Genomic DNA, 20,746 nt, shown 5'->3' on the forward strand with positions numbered 1-20,746 from the left:
GATCGTCTCGGGTGGCGGTCGGTCAGTTTACGGGCTCCGGATTCGCCGCTCTGTGTACCGCGTGGTCAAAGGCAGACATCCGGTGCCGGGCGACGTCATATCCCGTACGAGCCAGGAGTACGTCACGAATCTGAGAATTGACCCGCCCCGCGATTCCGGACCACCAGGGTTTGTGGCTCCGGGGGAGCTCATCGAGCAAGCGGTCGGATGCGATGGTGAAGACGGGGGCAAGCCGCAGATAGTCGGGGCGGAACTCGCGAAGGTCGCGGTGGGGATAGCGTTCGAGGTGCAGCTGCGCGAGTGCACGCGGGAGATCGGCGTCGATGTGGGCCGATACACCGGCCAGGAGGCCGTTCATCACCGGACGATGGGGGGTGTCGGCATCGACGATCTCACATGTGGACCAAGCGATCTGCCATGGTTTCTCGACATCACCGCCGTGTCGGTAGGCGTCGAGGTTGCGGGCGTAGTAGTCGTGGAAGGCCGGGATGATCGCCAGCACCCAATCGGGATTGGTCAGACCGAGGTCGAGATGTCCGGTTGCGGCGTCGATCATCGCCTCCGTCACATACTGGTAAACGCGCGCGAACCACTGCTTCGGATCGTCGGCGCCGGCGAGTTCGTCTGCGATCGCTCGTTGTACCCCGCGAACTGCGAGCGCGGCCTGCACGAGGACGTCGAGGTCACTGACGTCCTGGCCGGAACGTGATAGCGGAAGGGTTTGCCGTGCAGGAATATTCGCCCCCGGCGCAATCGACGCCAGCGCGAGGAGTGAGCGTTGCACCTCCCGCCGGACCTGGCGCGCCATCACGTGTGACAGCGGTCGTGGGAAGAGGGTCATCTCGACGGTCCAGCGCACTTCGACACCTCGGGAGACCTCGACGATCTGCTGTTCGCCGCGATGGTCCATCAACAGGGGGCCGCCGTCGTACACCCGGTATCTGAAAACTCTCGGATAGTCCGCGTGCTCGACAACCTCCCGCAGCTTCACCCGCCCACCGGGCAGGGTCACCATGCGGAGTGCGCCGACCGTGTCGGGGCGTTCCTGCGGTCCGAGGGAGATCGGACTGATGGGCGCTGTCGACCACCGGCACATCTGATCTGGATCGGTGAGTAGATGCCACGCGATCTCCGGGCCGCAGTCGAGGATTTGCGTCAGGGTGAACGTGGCGGTCATGCGACGGTCTCCAGTTCTCCCTTGTCTGCGGCGTCGTAGCGGCTGGAGACGATCCGATCGAGATCCATTCCCAGCCTGGAGGTGACCAGTTGCAGCTCACGATGGGCTATCCGGCTCTCTGAGCCGAGCAACCCGATCCCGCGCGCCATCTCTCTGGAGCGAATCACCGGTCTGGCGAGGGTGACGAGGTGGTGCAGCGGAGTAGGCCGCAATCCCATTGCGACGGCCACATCGTCGTCGACCCAACGTGTGGAGAGCGAAGCGAAGAGTGGCCGCAGGAACGGCCGTGACAACCGGTGGACGGCATTGTTGAGGGGGACGGGAAGCCCGAGGTTCGCTCGGTAACCGTCGTCGAGAAGAGCCCGCACGAGCAGCTTGGATTCTGCTGGCGGCGTCATTCGAAAATCCTGTGCGATCTGGTGGATCCGCACCGCCTCGGCGAAGTTGGTGGGGAGTCGGTGATCCTCGACCCCCATCACCCAGCCGATCCACCTCCACAGGTGGGTGATCGCCTCGAGTTCGGCGCGGGAGTAGTGAATTCCGAAGTCCTTGGCGACGCGAAGCGGTAACACGAGGAAGCCCGCAGTGATGGTCATCTGCGAGTACGTCTGGTTGATCGGAACACCCCATTGAGCGTCGTCCCACTGGCTACCGGCGTGCAGATGATGGCGGATCAGGGCGTGTACCAAACGGATTCGAACGGTCGACGACCATCCGGGGTGACCCGGTTCCATCATCCCCGGGGCGGTTGCGAGAGTCACCCAGCGGCCAGTGGCGACAACCCGGTCCCACGTGCCTTCGGTCAGTCGGCCGGTCGCCACCAGTGGCCGGGTGAACCCCTGGGCCTGATATCCGTAGATCAGCGACTGGTAGAGCGTGCTGGACTGCAGAGAGCCGAAACGCCACCAGGCTTCGGCGCCTGCGCGGGCCAGTGCGGGGTCGAACCACGACGGGGACCCGGTCGTCTGGTCCAGGAAACGCCGAAGCGCGTCCGGGGCTTCCGGGGCGACCCGTGTCGGGTCATCGATCGCTGCGGTGATCTGCTGCCACGACCATCCCGCACCGGAGACCATCTCGGCGACGACGGCGTCGGCGACCGCATCACCGGTCATCAAGCCGGCGGCCATCGTGTCCACGGGTCCGGGGTGCTCGGCGCGGACCCTGTGCCAATTGCGTGCGCCGGTGATCGACGCAGCGCGCTCGGGAGTGACCGTATCCACTGATGTCATAAAAAACAGTGTGTCTATTTGTCGTTCCCGAGTCAAGGATCACGCCCGGCGGGCGCCGCCCGCTCCCTCGAAGCCCGACCAGATCAGGAGATGAAGGTGATCAACCAGCGCCGCGCGCGAAATCGATCGTGTCCGTGACCACCAGCCGACTGCGGACGCCACCGCACCGACGAGGGCATACGCCCAGGCGTCGGCGGGGGCGTCGTCTTCGCCACGAGCCCGGAAACCGGCGCGGAGGATATCGCCGACGGCCGTGACGATGGCGCCCGAGTCGCCACCCGTCGGCTGATCGAGCCGGCCGGTCAGCAGTGGGGCCAGCTGTGGTTCCTCGTCGAACCACGCGGCCAGGATGTCGATGGCCGCACGCGTCTGCTCAGCCGGGTCATCGGTCCCACCGACCACCGTCGTGAGACGCTCGACGATGTGCTGTGCGTGGCGCGCCGCAAGTGCATCCACGACGGCCTCGCGATCGGCGAACGCAGCGTAAACGGCAGACCGGGTGAGTCCGGCTGCTTTGGCGACCTCGGCGAGACCGACTGCGGCGCCGGACTTCCGGATCGAGGACTCGGCTGCATCGAGCAGCATTTCGCGTCGGGCATCAGGGTCGACCGGCGGTCCCGGCGGACGGCCTCGGCCACGGCGTGCGGGTTCTTCCGTCATCTGCCTCTCCAGTGCCGGGTCACTGACGCTGCGCGTGTACTCACGTACGTCGATCCTGACCGAACTGTAGATCAGCAGGACTCACCGACCCCAGGCAGCCGGGTCGACACTCACGCGGCTCGAGCACGCCGTGCGAGGGTGGAGCGGTGACACCGTTCGAATTGTGTGCCGTCGCCGTCGCCGGTGTGGGTGCGGGCGCGATCAATGCCGTCGTCGGCAGCGGCACGTTGATCACCTTCCCCACATTGGTTGCCTTCGGGGTGCCGCCGGTGTCGGCGACGATGTCGAATGCGGTCGGCCTGGTGGCCGGTGGCGTGTCGGGGACCTGGGGCTACCGTCGCGAGCTGGAGGGGCAGTGGCCGCAGCTGCGCTGGCAGCTCCCGGCGTCGTTGTTCGGCGCACTCCTCGGGTGCTGGCTGCTGCTGCATCTACCCGAAACCGTCTTCGAGGCGATCGTGCCGGTGCTGCTCGTCGGCGCCCTGATCCTGGTGGTGGCGCAGCCGCGCATCCAGCGCTGGGTGTTCGCCCGAACCGGCTTGCGCAGGGGAGAGCGACTGCCGCTGACCACCGGCCGCATCGCCGCCATGGTGGCGGCCACCTTTGCAGTCGGCGTCTACGGCGGCTATTTCACTGCGGCGCAGGGCATTCTGCTGATCGGCGCGCTCGGCGTCATCGTGCCGGACAACCTGCAACGCATGAACGCGGCGAAGAACCTGCTGAGTCTGGTCGTGAATATCGTTGCCGCGCTGGCCTACACGATCGTCGCCTTCGACCGGATCGACTGGACCGCCGCAGCACTGATCGCCGCCGGCTCGCTTCTCGGCGGAGTGCTCGGCGCCCGCTACGGTCGGCGCCTGTCACCCGCAGCCCTGCGGGCCACCATCGTGGTCGTCGGCCTCATCGGTCTCTGGCGGTTGCTCGCGTAGGCATTTCGTGGGCATCGCCGGTGTAGCCGACCTTCCGCAGCCGACCGCGCTCACCGAGCGTGCGGCGGCGGACCGGAGTGGCCGAGGAGTTGCCACCAGTAGCTGTCCGGGATGGTCTCCCCGGCCCGCAGCACCCGGCCGAGCCCGATCGCGATGAACACGCCCAGGACGCCGAGCCACAGGCCGGACAGCGCGATCACCGTCCACGCGATGATCACCATGACCGGCCACGGATCGAGGATCAGCAGGAGCGGCGCGAAGAAGAATCCGGCCCCGATGAACCACGCCGAACCCGCGCGATCGCAGCGCAGCACCAGTGTCAGCCAGCGCGGACTCGACTCCGTGGGAACCACACCCGCAGGCACGCGCCGGAAACGTTGAACCTCGTTGAGCCGCATGGTCATCGGTACCCTCCCTCTCGGCGATGTGGGTACCTCCAGACTCCGGCACACCGGCGTGCGGCTGGCGGAGATCGACGCCGCGCTCGCACGGCACGGGAAAGGCTCCTACGGGCGCTGCGAAACCTGCGGGATGCCCATCGATCCGGAACGTCTCGAAGTGCTGCCGGCCGCGCGTCAATGCATCGGGTGCGCCCTGCGGAGCCGATCGTCGCGCTGGTGAGCGGCTCGCGAGCGTTCCCCGCAGTACCGGACGCGTCCGGTGCTACGCTCGGCTCGTCAACCGGGGTGCCGTCGTCAGACGGCTGAGATCACACCCATCGAACCTGCTCCAGTCAGTACTGGCGAAGGGAACGTCGACACGATGTCACAGGATGCACCCAGCCGCGCGACCGTGGCGGTCCCACTCACCGATCAGGTCGTCATCGTCACCGGCGGTGCGCGTGGTCTCGGCCGCAGCATCAGCGAAGCCTTTCTCCGGGAAGGCGCCCGGGTCGTGGTGAACTACCACCGCAGTGACCGGGCGGCCGAGCAGTTGGTCGCGGACCATCCGGGTCGTGCCGTCGCGGTGGGCGCCGACGTGCGCGACCGATCCCAGGTGGACACCCTGGTCGCCGCGGCTCGGGAGACCTTCGACGCGCCGGTCACGACCGTGGTGAACAACGCCCTCGTCGACTTCTCCTTCAACGGTGACGGCCGGCCCGGTGCGCACGACATCGACTACCGGGCCTTCGCCGACCAGTTCGCCGGCGCGGTGCAGGGAGCGGTCAACGTCATCCAGGCGGCGCTGCCCGACCTGGAAGCCTCCGGCTCGGGGCGGGTGATCAACGTCGGGACCAACCTCTTCCAGAACCCGGTGGTGCCGTACCACGATTACACCGCCGCGAAGGCTGCGTTGCTGTCGGTGACGCGGACCTTCGCCGCCGACCTCGGGCCACGGCACATCACCGTGAACATGGTCAGCGGCGGGCTGTTGCGGAGCACCGACGCGAGCGCGGCCACCCCGGAGGCGGTCTTCGACGCGATCGCGGCATCCACCCCGCTACGCGAGGTCACGACGCCCCATCAGTTCGCCGATGCCGTCCTGTTCTTCGCGTCGCCGTGGTCGCGGGCCGTCACCGGGCAGAACCTCGTCGTCGACGGCGGGCTCGTCAACAACTGACGCCCGAGGCGAGCACGACGATGATCACCGCGCGATCACCGCGGCCGCGGTGGCTGCACGTCACGATCCGTCGCCTCGGCTACGTCGAGATGCCCGCCCAGAAGTCGCAGTGATGCTCCGCACCGACGTCGACCGGCTTGATGGTCGGACCGAGCTGCAACGTCGGCCCGTCTGGGCCGGTCAGTCTCTGCCAACGCGGCGCCCCAGGCGCGGTTGGCTTCCCGTCACGCGCGAAGCTCGTCCAGTAGGAGATCATCGTTGCCGCCAACCGACGCTGATCGGCGTTGTGCAGCAATGACTTACCGCCCAGGTCGAACAGGTACGGGAGGTCGGTCGCGTGCGCGGCGCCCTGTGGCACCGAACGGGACCCGGCGCCATTGACGTCTGGAGCGTTCGGGTCGGCGAACTCGTAGCCGTACACCGGGTTGCCATGCCGGACCAGGGCAGCGTTCCCGGCGACGGTCGGGCACGCCCACGAGCTGTCGGTGATCATGGTTGCGAACGCGAGCGCGGGTGACGCGAACGCGGTGGGCGGATACCGGTCGAGCACCCGCGGTGCGGCGGCCCCGTACGCCTCCCGCACGAGCGTCGGATAGGTCTGCGCGGTGATCAGATTCGGGTTCGCCTTCAGCGCGCCCCCGACGAAGGCGTTCTGTTCGTTCTGATTGCTGCCGGAGAGCACCGGGACGTGCGCGACGTTGCCCGCTCGCAGGGCGGCCGCCGGATCGTCCGGCAGCAGCGGCGTTCCATACGCCAGCACGTCGGAGAACACCGGAAAGATCGTCATCAGCTTCGAGACCGGTGCCCTGCGCAGGCAATCGAGAACGGCTGGAGGAGATCCCGCGCAACCGATCTTTCGCGCCTCACTCATCCCGAGGTCGTCGCTGGCGTCCCTCGAGGCGTACGGAGTCGTCGGGGGCATGCCGACGAACAGGCCGTTCCGCGGCCAGTTCAGTTGACAGGTCCCGCCGGATGAGAGCGCGAGCTTGTCGAACAGGTCGCCGGCCTGCGGCGAGGTCAGGAGCGCACTGGAGCTCATCGCTCCGTCGGATTCGCCGAACAGCGTGATGTTGTCCGGGTCGCCGCCGAACGCCGCGGCGTTGACCTTGCTCCACTTCAGGGCGGCGACGACGTCGGCGAGCCCGAAGTCGCCACCGCCGGCGAGGCCCGGGAGCCCGAGATAGCCGAAGACCCCGAGTCGCTTGTTCACGGTCACGACGATGACGTTCCCGTCGGACGCGAGTCGTTGCGCGTCGTATACCGCTGCCGACCCGCTCGTGTAGCCACCGCCGTGTGACCAGACCATCACCGGAAGCTTCGCGCCGGGGCGAATGTGTCGAGGGGTCGTGATATCGGCGAACAGGCAGTCCTCGGTGGTGGACGCGGTCGCGTCCGCTCCCGGCGCCACACCTGCCTGCGCACACGGTCGCGCGGATCGCGTCGCGTCGACCACGCCGTCGGCCTTGGCCGGAGGCTGCGGCAGGGTCCACCGTTGCGTCAACGCAGCCGCATAGCGAACCCCGAGGAACTGTCGCGACCGCGGGGTGGCGAGACCGTGCAGTGTGCCGCTGGAGGTGTCGACCGTCAGCGGCGCGGGCGCGCCGGCATCGGACCCGGTCGCAGAACCGGCGCCGTCGTCGGTGGTGGCGCCGCCAGCGCACCCCGCGAGTGCGAGCACGAGCACCACGACCACGGCACCCGCCGCCCTGGTGACGGGAGAGCCGCCGGTCACCGCGCACTCCGTGTGAGAGCGTCGGCGGCCGACACCATTTCGGCCCGTAGCGCCTCGGTCGCACCGTCCTGCGCCACCGCTTGCGCTGCGGAATCCAGCATCGCGCGGATCATCGTCGCCACGATCTCGCAGTCGAACGCCCGGAACTGCCCGGCGTCCTGTCCGGCGCGGAGTAGCGCCGCCACGTCCGACATCTCGCGAATGTGCCTGGCCCGCCGTCGGCGGGCCCGTGTCGGCGACCGACGCGCAGCATGGGTGATCTCCACCAGGGCAGCCATGTGCTTCGGAAATGCCGCGTAGAAGTCGACGCTGCCCGCGACGAAGGCGAGCAGTGCGTCCCGTGGCGTCGGGGCCGCCACGACGCCGGGCTTCACCTGCTTCTCGCCGGTCGCGTACACCTCCTCGATCACGGCATCGACGAGCTCGTCCCGGTTCGTGAAGTGATAGGTCGCGACACCGCGACTGACGTTGGCGCGCGCGGCGATCTGGACCATCGATGCCTGGTCGACGCCGAGGTCGGCGATCGTGTCGATCGCGCATTCGATCAGCTGGGCCCGCCGTGCGGTGCGGATGAACGAGTCGGGCATCGGCACCGATTTTTGAGCAGGCATGTCCAAAAAATAGCAGGTATGTCCAATCGACGCGGTCGGCTTGCGACCCGGTGGCCGAAGGTCGTCACGGGACCCGAGGCGATTCGGGTCCCGTGACGGTGGCGACGTGGAACACTGGCGACGTGCAAGGGGTTCGGCGACGAGCATGGTGGGTCGCGCTGACACCCGTCGGGTTCCTCTTGCTCACCTTCGGCGCGATGGCGGTGCTCAACGAGGTCGCCAACCCGTCGTCGGCTCTGGACGTCACCGCCACCTGGGCGGTGGGCATGGCCTTCGGCCTGATCTTCTACCTCCCCGGGATCGGGGTGACGATCATCGGCGGCTCGGCCGTCGACCAGGTGCCGCGGACGGCGCGGATCGCCGCCACGGTCGGGATCCTGTGGATGTCCGTTGTCTGGGTGGTGGCGGTCGCGGACACCGCCAGGATGACCTTCGACCCCCTGCCGCGGGACGAATACAGTTGGACGGCACGGTTGTCGACGCCGGAACTCGTCGTCTTCGCCGTTCCCTTCGGGCTCATGCTGCTGGTGAACGGCTGGTATCTGTGGACCCTGTGGCGGGGCGGTGCCGACGCCCGGGCCGATGCGAGCCGAGTCCGCGGCGACGGCCGTCACCTGGAGTCGGAGGGATGAGCACCGACTGGTCGGACGATCTCCTGGCCGCCGTCGACGGCGCCACCGAGGTGCAGATCGCCACGCCACGACGCGACGGCACCGCGTCGGCGTTCGTGCCGATCTGGGCGGTGACCGCAGACGGGGAGGTCTACGTCCGCACCTGGTACCGGCGGGACACCGGCTGGTACGGCCGTGCCGTCCGATCAGGACGCGCCCGACTCCGCCTGAACGGCACCGACCTGGACGTCCGGGTCGACGACGTCGGCGGTGACACCGAGACACTGGCCGCGGTGGACGGCGCCTACACCGCCAAGTACGGCCACGGGTCGGGCTCGGTCGGTCGGATGGTGTCCGATGAAGCCGCCGCCACCACCCTGCGGCTTGCGCCCCGGCTCTGACCGGCGAGCTCCCAGCTCACACGGCAGCCGGTTCCTCCGGTTCCGCAACCGGTCGGGTCCGCGGCGCCGCCGGTCGGATCCGGCTGAACAGCAGCATCAGTCCGCCGCCGAGCAGCGCTCCGATCGGCCAGCTCAGCGCTGTGATGGTCTGGTCGTCGGGCAGTAGCGCCACGATCGCCGCGACGACACCGGAGATCACCAACGCGGCGAGCGCCGCCGGATTCACCCCGCGGGTGAAGAAGTACGTCCCGTCCTCCCGCACCGAGTAGAGGTCGGCGATGCGGGTGTTCTGCCTGCGCAGCAGGTAGTAGTCGACGATGAGGATGCCGAACACCGGACCCATCAGCGAGCCGACCCCGCCCAGGAAGTAGACGATGGCGACCTCACTCCCCCACACCTTCCACGGCAGCACCACGATCGATAGGACCGCGGTGATGATGCCGCCGGTCCGGAACGAGATGTACTTCGGTGCCACGTTGCTGATGTCGTAGGACGGTGAGACGAAGTTCAACACGATGTTGATGCCGATGGTGGCCAGGGCGAACAGCAGCGCGGCGATCACCACGAGGACGTCGGACTCGATCTTCGACACCAGGTGGACCGGGTCGAGGGTGCCGTCCCCGAACACCTTGAGTGCGCTCAACGAGATGATGATCGACAGCACCACGAACGCGGTCTCGTTCACCGGGATGCCCAGGGCGTTGCCGCGTTTGATCGCCTTCTTCGACGGGGCGAAACGCGCGAAGTCGCTGTAGTTGACCAGCGGTCCCGCCATGTAGGCGATCATCAGGAACGCGACCGCGACGAACGCGGCGATCGTGCTCGGGAGGGACAGCACCGCACCGACCCGCGCGTTCCAGTCGATCGACCAGTCCGCTTTCGCCAGAATCCAGATCGCCAGCGCGATCATGCCGATCCACACCACCGGGCCCGCGAAGTCCGACACCTTGCGGACGATCTCCATGCCGTAGCTGAGTACCAGCAACTGTGCTGTCCACAACGCCATGAACACGATCCAGCCGAGCGGACTCTGGCCGAGAAAGCCGCCGGTGGTCCAGGATTCGGTGGACGGCCAGATACGGACGATCAGCGCGATGACCGCCAGCGACGCCAGGTAGGTCTGGATGCCATACCAGAACACCGCGACCAGGCCGCGGAGCAGCGCCGGGATGTTGGCCCCGAAGATGCCGAACGTCGCGCGGGCGAAGACCGGGAACGGGACACCGACCTTCTGGCCCGCGACCCCGATCAGGTTCGACCCGAGCCACAGGCCGAGGACACCGACGAACAGCGCCAGCATCGTCTGCCAGCCCGAGAGTCCCAGGGCCAGCATGCCGATCGCGAAGCTGTAGCTGCCCAGGCTGTGGGCCGAGGTCATCCACAGGCAGAACAGATCCCAGGACCGCCACGTCCGTTGGGCGTCGGTGGTCGGTGCCAGGTCGGCGTTCAGCAGCCTGGTCGTCGGTTCGGGTGCGGTGGGGTCGGACATACATCCTCCGAGGGATGAGAAGGGTCAAGTGTTCTGCGGGAAGCCGAGATTGATCCCGCCGTGCGAAGGGTCGAGCCACCGCGATGTGACCGCCTTCTCCCGGGTGTAGAACGCGTATCCGGCCTTGCCGTACGCCTTCGAGTCGCCGAACAGGGACGCCTTCCAGCCGCCGAAGCTGTGGTAGGCGACCGGAACCGGGATCGGCACGTTGATGCCGATCATGCCGACCTGGACCTCCTGCTGGAACCGCCGCGCCGCGCCACCGTCGTTGGTGAAGATGGCGGTGCCGTTTCCGTACGGCGAGGAGTTGATGATGGCGATCGCCTCCGCGAAGCCGTCGACGCGCACCACCGACAGCACCGGCCCGAAGATCTCGTCGCGGTACGCCGCCGACGTCAACGGCACGTCGTCGAGCAGGGTCGGGCCGAGCCAGAAACCGGCGGGATCGCCGTCGGCGGACACCGACCGACCGTCCACGACGACGGTGGCACCGTCGCGGCCCGCGACGTCGATGTAGTCGCCGACCCGGTCGCGGTGGGCGCCGGTGATCAGCGGACCCATGTCGTTGCCGGTGCGGCCGTCGCCGATCCGCAAACCGCCCATCCGATCCCGGATCCGGCTCACCAGTTGGTCGGCGATCGACTCCACCGCCATCACGACCGAGACCGCCATGCACCGTTCGCCCGCGCTGCCGAAACCCGCGTTGATCGCGGCGTCGGCGGCCAGATCGAGGTCGGCGTCCGGGAGGACGAGCATGTGGTTCTTCGCTCCGCCCAGCGCCTGGACCCGTTTCCCCTCGCCGGTGGCGACGGTGTAGACGTGCTTGGCGATCGGCGTCGAACCGACGAAGGACACGGCGGCGACGTCCGGATGCGTGAGCAGCGCGTCGACGGCGTCCTTGTCGCCGTGCACCACGTTCAGGACACCGGGTGGCAGTCCGGCCTCGACCATCAACTCGGCCAGCCAGTTCGACGCCGACGGGTCCTTCTCGCTGGGCTTGAGGACGACGGTGTTCCCCGCGGCGACGGCGAGTGGGAAGAACCAGAGCGGGACCATCGCCGGGAAGTTGAACGGTGTGATGATCGCGACGACGCCCACCGGCTCGGTCACCGTGTACACGTCCACCCCGGTGGACGCGTTCTGGCTGAACTCGCCCTTCGCCAGGTGCGGCATGCTCAACGCCAGGTCGACCACCTCGAGTCCCCGGGCGATCTCACCCGCTGCGTCCGCCAAGACCTTGCCGTGTTCAGCGGTGAGAATGGCCGCGAGTTCGTCGCGGCGAGCGGTCAGGAGCTCCCGGAACCGGAACATCACGTTCTGGCGGGCCGCGATGGAGGTACGGGACCACTCGGTGAGCGCGGCGGTGGCGGCGGTGACCGCGGTGGAGACGTCGGCGGGCGAGGCGAGCCGCACCTCCTTGGTGACCACGCCGCGCGCCGGGTCATAGACCGGTGACAACCGGTCCGAGGTGCCCGACCACGGTTTGCCGTCCACGTAGTGATCGAGAACGTCGCCCATCAGCCTCATCCCTCCGTCGTGCGGTCCGATGCCCGGACCGCGATCGTGATGCGGCGGCCGCTCATGCGGCCACCTCGGACAGCACCGCCCGATAGATGGTCATCGCCTCGGCGACCTCGTCGGCGGTCACGACGCACGGCGGTACCACGTGGATCCGGTTGTCGGCGACGAATGCCAGCAGTCCGCGCTCGGCCAGTCGTGCCTTGACGACCCGCATCACGTCGGCGGACACCGGAGCCCTGGTCGCCCGGTCGGCGACGAGCTCGACGGCCCAGAAGACGCCCGTGCCGCGGACCTCGCCGATGATCGGCAGTTCGTCGGCCAACGCCGCCAGTCCGGGACCGATGGCGTCGGCGCCGACGCGCGACGCGTTCTCGACGATCCCCTCTGCCGCCATGGCGTCGAGGGTCGCGACCACCGAGGCGGCGGCCAGCGGATGTCCACTGTAGGTGAGTCCGCCGGGAAACACCCGGTGCGCGAACGTCTCCGCGACGGCGTCGGAGATGATCACACCGCCGATCGGTACGTAGCCCGAGTTCACGCCCTTCGCGAAGGTGATCAGGTCGGGCACCACGTCGTGGCCTTCGAAGGCGAACCACCGACCGGTCCTGCCGAAGCCCGCCATCACCTCGTCGAGGATGAGCAGGATGCCATACCGGTCGGCGATCGACCGCACTCCGGCAAGGTAGCCGGGCGGTGGGACGAGGACCCCCGCGGTTCCGGGCACCGATTCGAGGAGGATCGCCGCGACCGACTCGGGACCCTCGGCCACGATGGTCCGTTCCAGATGCCTCAGCGCGCGGGCGGATTCCTCCTCCGGCGTGGTCGCCCAGAACTCGGACCGGTAGAGGTAGGGGCCGTGGAAGTGGACGTGGCCGCGGGCGAACTCGTTCGGGACTCGTCGCCAGTCGCCGGTGGCGACGACGGCGGCACCGGTGTTGCCGTGATAGGAGCGATAGGTGGCCTGAGGTCTACTACCTCAGAGGTCATCCCGCCTGGTCATCGGCGCCGGGTCGCAGGTAGGGCTGACGCGCGGTTTCCGGATCGCCGTAGGTGATGGCGCGTTCGCGTCGGCTGTCGGTGAGCAACGACGCCGACCACGTCAGCACCGTCCCCATCCGGTTGCGCACACCGGCCAGGAACGCGATGTGGATCGCTCCCCAGGCCAGCCATCCGACGTAGCCGGACAGACGCAACCGGCCGGCCTGCACCACGGCGTTCCGCCGCGCGATGTAGGCGGCACTGCCCAGATCGCGATAGTCGAATGGCGTCCGATCTCCTTGTCCGGCAACCAGTCCGGCAATCACGGCACCCACATGACGACCACCCTGCATGGCCACCTCGGCGACGCCGGGCAGATCGTCGAGCGAACTCATGTCCCCGACGACCCACACGTTGTCGTGACCGGCGACGGACAGGTCGGGCTGCACGGGGATGCGGCCACCGCGATCCTGCTCCTCGCCGAGCGCCGTGGCGAGGGCCCGCGCGAACGGCACCGCCTCCACGCCGGTGGTCCACAGGGTCGTGCGAGCCGGATATCGCGTCACCTCGTGGGTGCTCTTGGTCGTGGTCTCCACATAGTCGGCTTCAACGGCCGTCACATGCACCCCCAGATGGGTCTCCACACCGAGACGGTCCAGGGTGCGCTGTGCGTCGGCCGAGAGTCGTGAGTCGAAGTCGGGCAACACCCGATCCCCGCCGTGCAGCAAGAGAACCCGGGCCCGCTCGGGGTCCACGGTGCGGAATTCCCGCTCGAGTGCGAGGGTGGCGAGTTCACGAATCTGTCCGGCGAGTTCCACTCCCGTGGGGCCGCCACCGGCGACGGCAAAGGTCAGCCACGAGCGTTGCTCGTCGGCATCGGAGGCCGATTCGGCCATCTCGAAGGCCGCGATGATCTTGCGGCGGATCGCCAGCGCGTCGTCGAGCGTCTTCATACCCGTTGCATGCGAGGCGATCTCATCGTTGCCGTGATACGACGTGCGCATCCCGGTGGCCACCACCAGATGGTCGTAACGCAGGGTGAAGGTCGTTCCGTCGATGCGGGCGATCGTCACCGTCTGGGTGCCGGCATCCACCGCGGTCGCCTCCCCGAGAACCACGTCGGTGTTGCGTTGACGGCGCAGCAGGTGGCGCACCGGGCTGGAGATCGCCCCTTCGGACAGCAGACCGGTCGCGCACTGGTAGAGCAGCGGCTGGAACAGGTGGCTGGTCCCACGGTCCACCACCGTGACGTCCACCGGCGCCCGTTTGAGGCGCCGCACGCAGTGCAGTCCGCCGAAGCCCGCTCCGATCACCACGATGTGAGGTCTGCTGTTGCGCATCACCCTATTCTTACAGTTCCGGCCCGCCGTCAGCCGTCGCCGAGCGGATCGCCGCTCGCGGTTCACCCGCGAGCGGCACCGTCTCCACCGGCCAGCACACCGTGCAGGACCAGTGCCGTCATCTGATCCACCCAGCCGTCGGCACGCACCGCGTCGGGATAGAGGAGCACACTGAGCATCGCCGAGCCGCCGAGTACCTCGACGAGACGGTCGGTGTCGACGTCGGCGCGCACGTCGCCGGTGTCCACCGCCCGTTGCAGCCGCCGCCCCACCGCGCCGAATGCCTCGGCGAATCTGCCGTGCACGCGGGTGGCGAGCGGCGGATCGGCACTCATCTCGGCGAGCAGCCCGGGCAGCGCGGCGTGGGCGACCGGGCTGGCGAACAGATCGCGGGCGACGACGACCATCGCCCGGATGTCGGCGGCCACGTCGTCGGTGCTCTCCGGGAGTGCGGTGATCGTGGCGAACGCGGCTTCGTGCACGAGTTCAGCCTTACCCGACCACCGGCGGTACAACGCGGTCTTGGTGGTGCCGGCCCGCTCGGCGATCGCGGCCATCGTCACCCGGTTGTAGCCGATCTCGACCAGCAGCTCCGACGCCGCCTCGAGGACCGCGGAGTCGATGCGCGGGTCCCGGGGCCGGCCGACTCCGGGGCCGGGATCCGCCGTGGACGCGAGGTCGTCGATTGTCTCTCCCATAACGCAACCCAACGTAGCGTATCTGTGGTATCGATACTCTGAGTAGCGTATTTCGAGAGGGCGAGCAGCATGGCAACCACCGAACCCACCGTCGGGCACGTCGACGGCCTGCAACGATCCAGTCGCGACAAGGAGTCGGTCCCGGTGGCCCTCGAGCGGTGGCTGGCGACCGCGATGCCGCGCCCGACTCCGCCGCACGTCTCGGTCGAGGGCGGCATCGACGCGAACGGCATGTCGTCGGAAACCATTCCGCTGCAGGTGTGGTGGGCCGACGAGACCGTCGACTGGGTGATGCGGATGGCACCGGCCGCCGACGACGTACCGGTCTTCCCGGTTTACCGGATGGATCACCAGTACGAGGTCATGCGACTGGTCGGCGAACTGACCGAGATACCCGTGCCACCGGTACGCCTCCTCGAACCCACCGGAACCGTCCTCGGCACACCGTTCTTCGTGATGGACCGCCGGACCGGCGAGGTACCACCCGACGTCATGCCCTACACCTTCGGCGACAACTGGTTCGCCGACGCCGACCCGGAGAACCGTCGCGCTGTACAGGATTCGACGCTGGGCGTCATCGCGGCGATCCACTCGATCCCGCAGCCGGAGGTCACCTTCGACTTCCTCACCGCCGCCCTGCCGCCCGGCGACACCATGCTCGCCCGCAATCTTGCGGGGTTGCGGCGCTGGTACGAGTACTCGGTCGAGGGTATCGGTGCGTCACCACTCGTCGAGCAGGCCCTCGCGTGGCTCGAGCGCAACTTCCCGGCCGACGTCGCGGCCACCGACCCGGTACTGACCTGGGGTGACGCCCGCATCGGCAACGTCATGTACCAGGACTTCCACCCCGCGGCGGTGCTCGACTGGGAAATGGCCACTCTCGGCCCCCGCGAGCTGGACGTCTCCTGGATCATCTTCGCCCACATGGTCTTCCAGGAACTCGCCGGACTCGGCGGGCTGCCCGGCCTGCCGGATGTGCTGCGCGAGGACGATGTTCGCGCCACCTACCGCGACCTCACCGGTATCGAACTCGGCGATCTGCGCTGGTTCTACGTCTTCGCCGGCGTGCAGTGGTGCTGCGTGTTCATGCGTACCGGCGCCCGGCGGGTGCACTTCGGCGAGATGCCCCCGCCCGACGACGTGGACGGCACCCTGTTCTATCACGGTTCGCTGCTCAAGCGTCTGCTCGACGACGCCGAGACCGGAGGAAACTGACATGCCCGCGTCCGCACTCGGCCCGCTCGACGAGTTCCCCGTTCATCAACTGCCCCAACCGATTGCCTGGCCCGGCGACTCCGATCGCAACTTCTACGACCGCGCCTATCTCAACGCGCACGACCGCAGCGGCAACATCTTCCTCATCACCGGGATCGGGTACTACCCGAATCTCGGCGTGAAGGACGCCTTCGTCCTCATCCGGCGACGCGGCGACGACGGTGGCGAGGGCACCCAGACCGCCGTGCACTGCAGTGACGCCATCGACTCCGATCGTCTGCATCAGCACGTCGGGAACTATCGGATCGAGGTCGACGACCCCCTCCGGTCGCTGCACGTCACGCTCGACGAAACCGAGGGCATCGCAGTCGATCTCACCTGGAACGGCCTGTTCGACCCGATCCTGGAGCAGCCTCACCTGATGCGCACGGGCGCCAAGGTGACGCTCAACGCCCAGCGTTTCGCGCAGGTCGGCACCTGGAGCGGATCGATCACCGTCGACGGCGAGCGGATCGACGTGGACCCCGGGCGCTGGATCGGGACCCGCGACCGCTCCTGGGGTATCCGCCCGGTCGGCGAACCCGAGCCGGCCGGGCGGCCGGCCGATCCGCCGTTCGAGGGCATGTGGTGGCTGTACATCCCGATGGCCTTCGACGACTTCCAGCTCGTGCTGATCGTGCAGGAGGACCCGTCGGGCTATCGCTCCCTCAACGACTGCGTGCGGGTGTGGGCCGACGGCCGGATCGAGCAGCTGGGCTGGCCGCGCATCGACGTCCACTACGCGTCGGGCACGCGCATCCCCACCGGCGCCACCATCGACACCACCACGTCCGACGGTCGGCCGCTGCACCTCGACGTCGAATCTCGGCTCGCGGTGCCCATCCACGTCGGCGGCGGCTACGGTGGCGACCCGGACTGGACGCACGGCGTGTGGCGCGGCGAGAAGTTCACCGAGCGCCTCACCTACGACATGACCGATCCGGCGGTGACCGGCCGCAGCGCGTTCGGGGTGATCGATCACGTCGGACGGGCGGTGTGCCACGAGGCCGACGGCACCACCCGCGAGGGCTGGGGTCTCTTCGAACACGGCGCCCTCGGCCGCCATGATCCGTCCGGGTTTGCCGATTGGCTCTCGGTCGCACCGTGATTCGGCTGGAGTGCCAGGAACAACGCCGTAGATCCGCGTAAGCAGTGGCATCGCAGCGTTACCTGTTCGATCTGGCACTGCAGCCGGTTGATGACTTCACCGGTTTCACCAGGCTCGAGCAGATCGGCGGCAGCGCACTGCGCTACCAGCTGAGTTACGCCTGCTACGCGCTGTCGCTGGCGCAGTACACGCGTACCCCCGCCTTCGGCGGCTACCTCGCCGAGGCGCAGGCCAACCTCATCCGCAAGATGTGCGACAAGCGGGTGTGGGGCTACTGGGCCACCGAGCGGCTCGCCGGCTACCTGCGCTGGAATCCCGATCCGATGGTGTTCGCCAACGTCATGTACACCGGGTTCTTCGCCGCGATGCTCGCCATGTACGAGACGATGAACGACGACCGCGGCTTCGACGACGACGGCTCCCTGCCCCTGGTGTGGAGCCGTCGGCAGACCTACGACTACGGATTCACCCGCATCGCACAGGCCATCGAGACCAACATGCGGGCGAGTTCGCAGACGATGTATCCGTGTGAGCCGCACCTGATCTACCCGATGTGCAACACCATCGCGCTGGCCGGGCTGACAGGTTACGACCGTCTGCATCAGACCGATCTCACCGACGACCTACTCGACAAGACCCGCGATTCCCTCAACCACAACGGCTACCGACTCCGCAACGGGCGCTTCCTGTTCGGCCGCGGACCGCTGGGCCTCATGATGCCACCCATGCTCGCCAACGACGCCGTGATGACATACTGGCTCAACGGCATCATGCCCGACATGGCCGCCGAAACCTGGGAATCCCTGCGCACCAACCGTCTCCGGATCCGCAACGGCGACGTGGCATTGCGCACCGGCCCGATCGACCATCTGGATGTCGGTTCCTACCACCTCGGCGTCGCCTGGGCCTGGGTCAACGTCTTGTGCGCGGCCAAGGAGATGGGCGACGACGAAGTGGCGCAGGGTGTTTCCGCACACATCCGCTCCGAAACCGGTTTCGAGCGGTCCCCGGAGGGAGCACACCGGCTGGCCGGTGTCTCGACCTGGGTCAACTGCGCCTACGCCTTCTCGCAGTTCGTCGGCCGCGACAGCCTGCAGGGCCTGATCACCGGCCGGGTGCCCGAGGCCTGGCGCACCGGCCCGACACTCGACGAGGCCGCCTACCCCGACGTGCTGGTGGCCAAGGCCCTCAGCGACAGCACCGGCCTCGAGTTGGTCCTCCGCCCCGGCGCCGGCGCGGTCCGTACGCCGTTGCGGCTCGGGCGTTTACGCCCCCGTGCCAGCTATCGGGTCGACGGTGGTGTCGAGTCAGAGATCATCGCCCACGACGCCGGTTCGGCCATCGTCACCGTCGAATTGGCCGACCGGCACGAGGTGCGGGTCACGGCCGCTTGAATCGCCGAGTCCCTTCCCTCCTGGTTCGGCCGTCCCCTTTTCTGTTGCTTGAGCCGTCCCTGCCGGTCACGCCCGACCCCTTCCTGCTGGTTGAGCCGGCACGGCGAGCGCCAGCGAGTCGAGCCGTGTCGAAACCATCGGTGAGAGAACACCATTCGCAATATCAAGAGACCCGATGAGGTCGTCATGCGGTCTCGGACTCAGCCCGACGCCCCCAGCCGGTCGTCGGCGCTGAATCCCTCGACCACCGACCCGGCGACCACCGATTGCGCGAGTGCTTCGCCCAGCACCGGCGCGTGTTTGAACAGGTTGTGCCCGGCCACCACGTAGGTGGAACCGGTCGAGAAGATGGCGACCCCGTCGTCGCCCCACGGCAGTGTGGTGACCCAGCAGTGCACGATGTCGCGGGGCGTCGGGTCCAGACCGGGCAGCGCGACCGACACGTATTGTACTGCCCGATCGGCGAGTTCACCGAGCGTCGCCGCATCACGGATGGTCCCATCCGGTTGCGCCGGCACCGAATCAGACAGTCCCAGGCCGTATCCCGTCCGGTCCGGATAGGCCGCGGCGTAGATGCCGCTGAACCCGAAATGATCGCTGCCGTCCTGCAGAGTCGGCATCGTCTCCTGTGGCGTGCGGGCGGCGAAGGACACCCGCACGTGCGCGCCCAGTTCGATCGGCAGATCCAGTCCCAGTCCGCTCGCCAGCGCAGCGGTGCCGCGGCCAGCCGCAACAACCAACGCGCCGTGCTCGTAGACACCGGTGGGACAACGTATTTGGACGCAGCCTCCGAGGTCACGCACCGCGATGACCTGTTCGCCGACGATGTAATCGGCGTACCGCGCCGACATCGCCTCGATCGCGGCGCGGGTGCGGATCGATCCGGCGGTGGCGTCGAAGACGGCGTCGCCCCGGTAGTCGGCGAGGACGGGCGCAAGCCGGGCGAGTTCGGCCGAGTCCACTGCGCGCGCGTCGACCTCCGGGTGTGCGGACAGATGCTCCAGCCGTCGGATCGCCGATGGTCCGAGGGCGAGACCACCGTCGCGCGAGAGCAATTCGGTTCCGAACTCGTCCTCCCACTGCAACCATCTGACCCTGGCCCGCACCGCGAGGTCGACCATTCGGGGGTCGTCGTGCGCATGCCGGAAGATCCGGGACTGACCGGCCGACTGCCCGAAACCGGGCACACCGGTCTCGAACACCGTCACCGAGAGCCCTCGGACGGACAACTCGTGGGCGGCCGCGAGACCGACGATCCCGGCGCCGATGACCGCCACATCCGAATTACGTTTCATCACTCCACGCTACGAGAACGGCGGTGGACACGATCTCATTTCGGCGTACCGTGGGAGTTGTGCCCGGTACGCCGAGGTGAAGTCATCCCTCGCCGCACGGGCCCGCGATCAAGCCACGGTCGCCCGATTCATCGCATGCGCCAGCGCGCATCGCAGACGAAGGGAAGTCAGACATGGCTGAAGAACTGAAGAACACCACCGTCGCCTTCCTGGTCGCGCCGGAGGGCATCGAGCAGGTCGAACTCACCGAGCCGTGGAAGTCGGTCGAGGCAACCGGCGGCACACCGCGCCTGGTCTCCACCGATTCCGGAACCGTGCAGGCCTTCAATCACCTCGACAAGGCCGACACCTTCCCGGTGGATGTCACCACCGACGACGCCAAGGTCGACGACTTCGACGCGCTCGTCCTGCCCGGCGGCGTCGCCAACCCGGATTACCTGCGCACCGTCGACTCCGCCGTCGCGCTGATCAAGGCCTTCTTCGATGCCGGGAAGCCGGTCGCGGTCATCTGTCACGGGCCGTGGTCGCTGGTGGAGGCCGACGTCCTGCGCGGCCGCACGATCACCTCCTGGCCGAGCGTGCGCACCGACATCGTCAACGCCGGCGGCAACTGGGTCGACGAGGAGGTCGTGGTCTGCCGCGAAGGCCCCAACACGCTCATCTCGAGTCGTAACCCCGACGACCTGCCGGCGTTCAACGCCACCCTGGTCACCGAGTTCGCGAAGCAGAACGCAGCGCACTGACCTGCCCGCGGCGGGCACT

Annotated in this window: 19 protein-coding genes and 2 pseudogenes; 9 read left to right on the forward strand and 12 right to left on the reverse strand. The window is 68.0% G+C overall.

Annotated elements, in window-relative coordinates; genetic code table 11:
* Window positions 1-22: 22 nt before the first annotated feature.
* Genes GBRO_RS22770 through GBRO_RS22780 form a run of 3 tightly spaced genes read right to left on the reverse strand, consistent with a single transcriptional unit; the run spans window position 23 to window position 3,066 of the window.
* Window positions 23-1,177 (reverse strand): DUF5995 family protein, encoded by a 1,155-nt coding sequence (locus tag GBRO_RS22770; protein ID WP_012836203.1) that lies wholly within the window; start codon window positions 1,175-1,177, stop codon window positions 23-25.
* The gene (locus tag GBRO_RS22775; RefSeq protein WP_012836204.1) at window positions 1,174-2,406 is read right to left on the reverse strand and encodes an oxygenase MpaB family protein; all 1,233 of its coding nucleotides are present in this window, start codon (window positions 2,404-2,406) and stop codon (window positions 1,174-1,176) included. Before GBRO_RS22775 ends, GBRO_RS22770 begins: the two co-directional genes overlap by 4 nt.
* A gap of 39 nt (window positions 2,407-2,445) precedes the next feature.
* On the reverse strand, window positions 2,446-3,066 hold the full coding sequence (locus GBRO_RS22780) for a TetR/AcrR family transcriptional regulator (RefSeq protein WP_012836205.1): 621 nt from the start codon (window positions 3,064-3,066) through the stop codon (window positions 2,446-2,448).
* A gap of 146 nt (window positions 3,067-3,212) precedes the next feature.
* On the opposite strand from GBRO_RS22780, the gene GBRO_RS22785 reads away from it, so the two are divergent.
* A complete protein-coding gene (locus GBRO_RS22785; RefSeq protein WP_012836206.1) occupies window positions 3,213-3,992 on the forward strand; it encodes a sulfite exporter TauE/SafE family protein in 780 nt (259 codons plus the stop codon).
* Between the two features lie 50 nt (window positions 3,993-4,042).
* On the opposite strand, the gene GBRO_RS22790 is transcribed toward GBRO_RS22785, so the two are convergent.
* Window positions 4,043-4,396, reverse strand: coding sequence for a hypothetical protein (locus GBRO_RS22790; protein ID WP_012836207.1), 354 nt, complete (start codon window positions 4,394-4,396; stop codon window positions 4,043-4,045).
* A 46-nt stretch (window positions 4,397-4,442) separates the two neighbouring features.
* Here GBRO_RS22790 and GBRO_RS22795 point away from each other — a divergent pair.
* Window positions 4,443-4,613 (forward strand): annotated as a pseudogene (locus GBRO_RS22795) (TraR/DksA family transcriptional regulator); the annotation flags it as partial.
* A 141-nt stretch (window positions 4,614-4,754) separates the two neighbouring features.
* Entirely contained in the window at window positions 4,755-5,552 is a 798-nt protein-coding gene (locus GBRO_RS22800; protein WP_012836208.1) for a 3-oxoacyl-ACP reductase, read from the forward strand.
* Between the two features lie 79 nt (window positions 5,553-5,631).
* Here GBRO_RS22800 and GBRO_RS22805 read toward each other — a convergent pair whose 3' ends face one another.
* Window positions 5,632-7,284, reverse strand: a complete 1,653-nt coding sequence (locus GBRO_RS22805; protein ID WP_012836209.1) for a carboxylesterase/lipase family protein — start codon at window positions 7,282-7,284, stop codon at window positions 5,632-5,634.
* A complete protein-coding gene (locus tag GBRO_RS26450) occupies window positions 7,281-7,895 on the reverse strand; it encodes a TetR/AcrR family transcriptional regulator (RefSeq protein ID WP_169309887.1) in 615 nt (204 codons plus the stop codon). Before GBRO_RS26450 ends, GBRO_RS22805 begins: the two co-directional genes overlap by 4 nt.
* Before the next feature lie 122 nt (window positions 7,896-8,017).
* Between GBRO_RS26450 and GBRO_RS22815 the strand changes: the two genes are divergently transcribed.
* The gene (locus GBRO_RS22815; RefSeq protein ID WP_174269483.1) at window positions 8,018-8,527 is read left to right on the forward strand and encodes a hypothetical protein; all 510 of its coding nucleotides are present in this window, start codon (window positions 8,018-8,020) and stop codon (window positions 8,525-8,527) included.
* Window positions 8,524-8,907, forward strand: coding sequence for a DUF2255 family protein (locus GBRO_RS22820; protein ID WP_012836212.1), 384 nt, complete (start codon window positions 8,524-8,526; stop codon window positions 8,905-8,907). The genes GBRO_RS22815 and GBRO_RS22820 overlap by 4 nt, the downstream gene beginning before the upstream one ends.
* Before the next feature lie 16 nt (window positions 8,908-8,923).
* Here the strand turns inward: GBRO_RS22820 and GBRO_RS22825 are convergent, their stop codons facing one another.
* From GBRO_RS22825 to GBRO_RS22845, 5 genes and pseudogenes are all read right to left on the reverse strand, one after another.
* Window positions 8,924-10,396, reverse strand: coding sequence for an NCS1 family nucleobase:cation symporter-1 (locus tag GBRO_RS22825; protein ID WP_012836213.1), 1,473 nt, complete (start codon window positions 10,394-10,396; stop codon window positions 8,924-8,926).
* 24 nt (window positions 10,397-10,420) lie between these two features.
* Window positions 10,421-11,914 carry a CoA-acylating methylmalonate-semialdehyde dehydrogenase gene (locus GBRO_RS22830; protein ID WP_012836214.1) on the reverse strand — a complete coding sequence of 498 codons (1,494 nt, stop codon included), beginning with the start codon at window positions 11,912-11,914 and terminating at the stop codon, window positions 10,421-10,423.
* A 61-nt stretch (window positions 11,915-11,975) separates the two neighbouring features.
* A pseudogene (locus tag GBRO_RS22835) lies at window positions 11,976-12,875 on the reverse strand (aminotransferase class III-fold pyridoxal phosphate-dependent enzyme); the annotation flags it as partial.
* Window positions 12,876-12,900: 25 nt separating this feature from the next.
* On the reverse strand, window positions 12,901-14,235 hold the full coding sequence (locus GBRO_RS22840) for an NAD(P)/FAD-dependent oxidoreductase (protein ID WP_012836215.1): 1,335 nt from the start codon (window positions 14,233-14,235) through the stop codon (window positions 12,901-12,903).
* A 62-nt stretch (window positions 14,236-14,297) separates the two neighbouring features.
* Window positions 14,298-14,933, reverse strand: coding sequence for a TetR/AcrR family transcriptional regulator (locus GBRO_RS22845; protein ID WP_012836216.1), 636 nt, complete (start codon window positions 14,931-14,933; stop codon window positions 14,298-14,300).
* A 69-nt stretch (window positions 14,934-15,002) separates the two neighbouring features.
* Between GBRO_RS22845 and GBRO_RS22850 the strand changes: the two genes are divergently transcribed.
* Genes GBRO_RS22850 through GBRO_RS22860 form a run of 3 tightly spaced genes read left to right on the forward strand, consistent with a single transcriptional unit; the run spans window position 15,003 to window position 18,689 of the window.
* Complete coding sequence (locus tag GBRO_RS22850; RefSeq protein ID WP_012836217.1) at window positions 15,003-16,148, forward strand: phosphotransferase family protein; 1,146 nt, start codon at window positions 15,003-15,005, stop codon at window positions 16,146-16,148.
* Window position 16,149: 1 nt separating this feature from the next.
* Entirely contained in the window at window positions 16,150-17,295 is a 1,146-nt protein-coding gene (locus GBRO_RS22855) for a hypothetical protein (protein WP_012836218.1), read from the forward strand.
* 44 nt (window positions 17,296-17,339) lie between these two features.
* Window positions 17,340-18,689 (forward strand): linalool dehydratase/isomerase domain-containing protein, encoded by a 1,350-nt coding sequence (locus GBRO_RS22860; RefSeq protein ID WP_012836219.1) that lies wholly within the window; start codon window positions 17,340-17,342, stop codon window positions 18,687-18,689.
* A gap of 200 nt (window positions 18,690-18,889) precedes the next feature.
* On the opposite strand, the gene GBRO_RS22865 is transcribed toward GBRO_RS22860, so the two are convergent.
* Entirely contained in the window at window positions 18,890-19,984 is a 1,095-nt protein-coding gene (locus tag GBRO_RS22865; RefSeq protein ID WP_012836220.1) for an NAD(P)/FAD-dependent oxidoreductase, read from the reverse strand.
* A gap of 173 nt (window positions 19,985-20,157) precedes the next feature.
* On the opposite strand from GBRO_RS22865, the gene GBRO_RS22870 reads away from it, so the two are divergent.
* A complete protein-coding gene (locus tag GBRO_RS22870; protein ID WP_012836221.1) occupies window positions 20,158-20,727 on the forward strand; it encodes a type 1 glutamine amidotransferase domain-containing protein in 570 nt (189 codons plus the stop codon).
* Window positions 20,728-20,746: the final 19 nt, after the last annotated feature.

This window comes from Gordonia bronchialis DSM 43247 (assembly GCF_000024785.1).
Taxonomy (GTDB): Bacteria; Actinomycetota; Actinomycetes; order Mycobacteriales; family Mycobacteriaceae; genus Gordonia; species Gordonia bronchialis.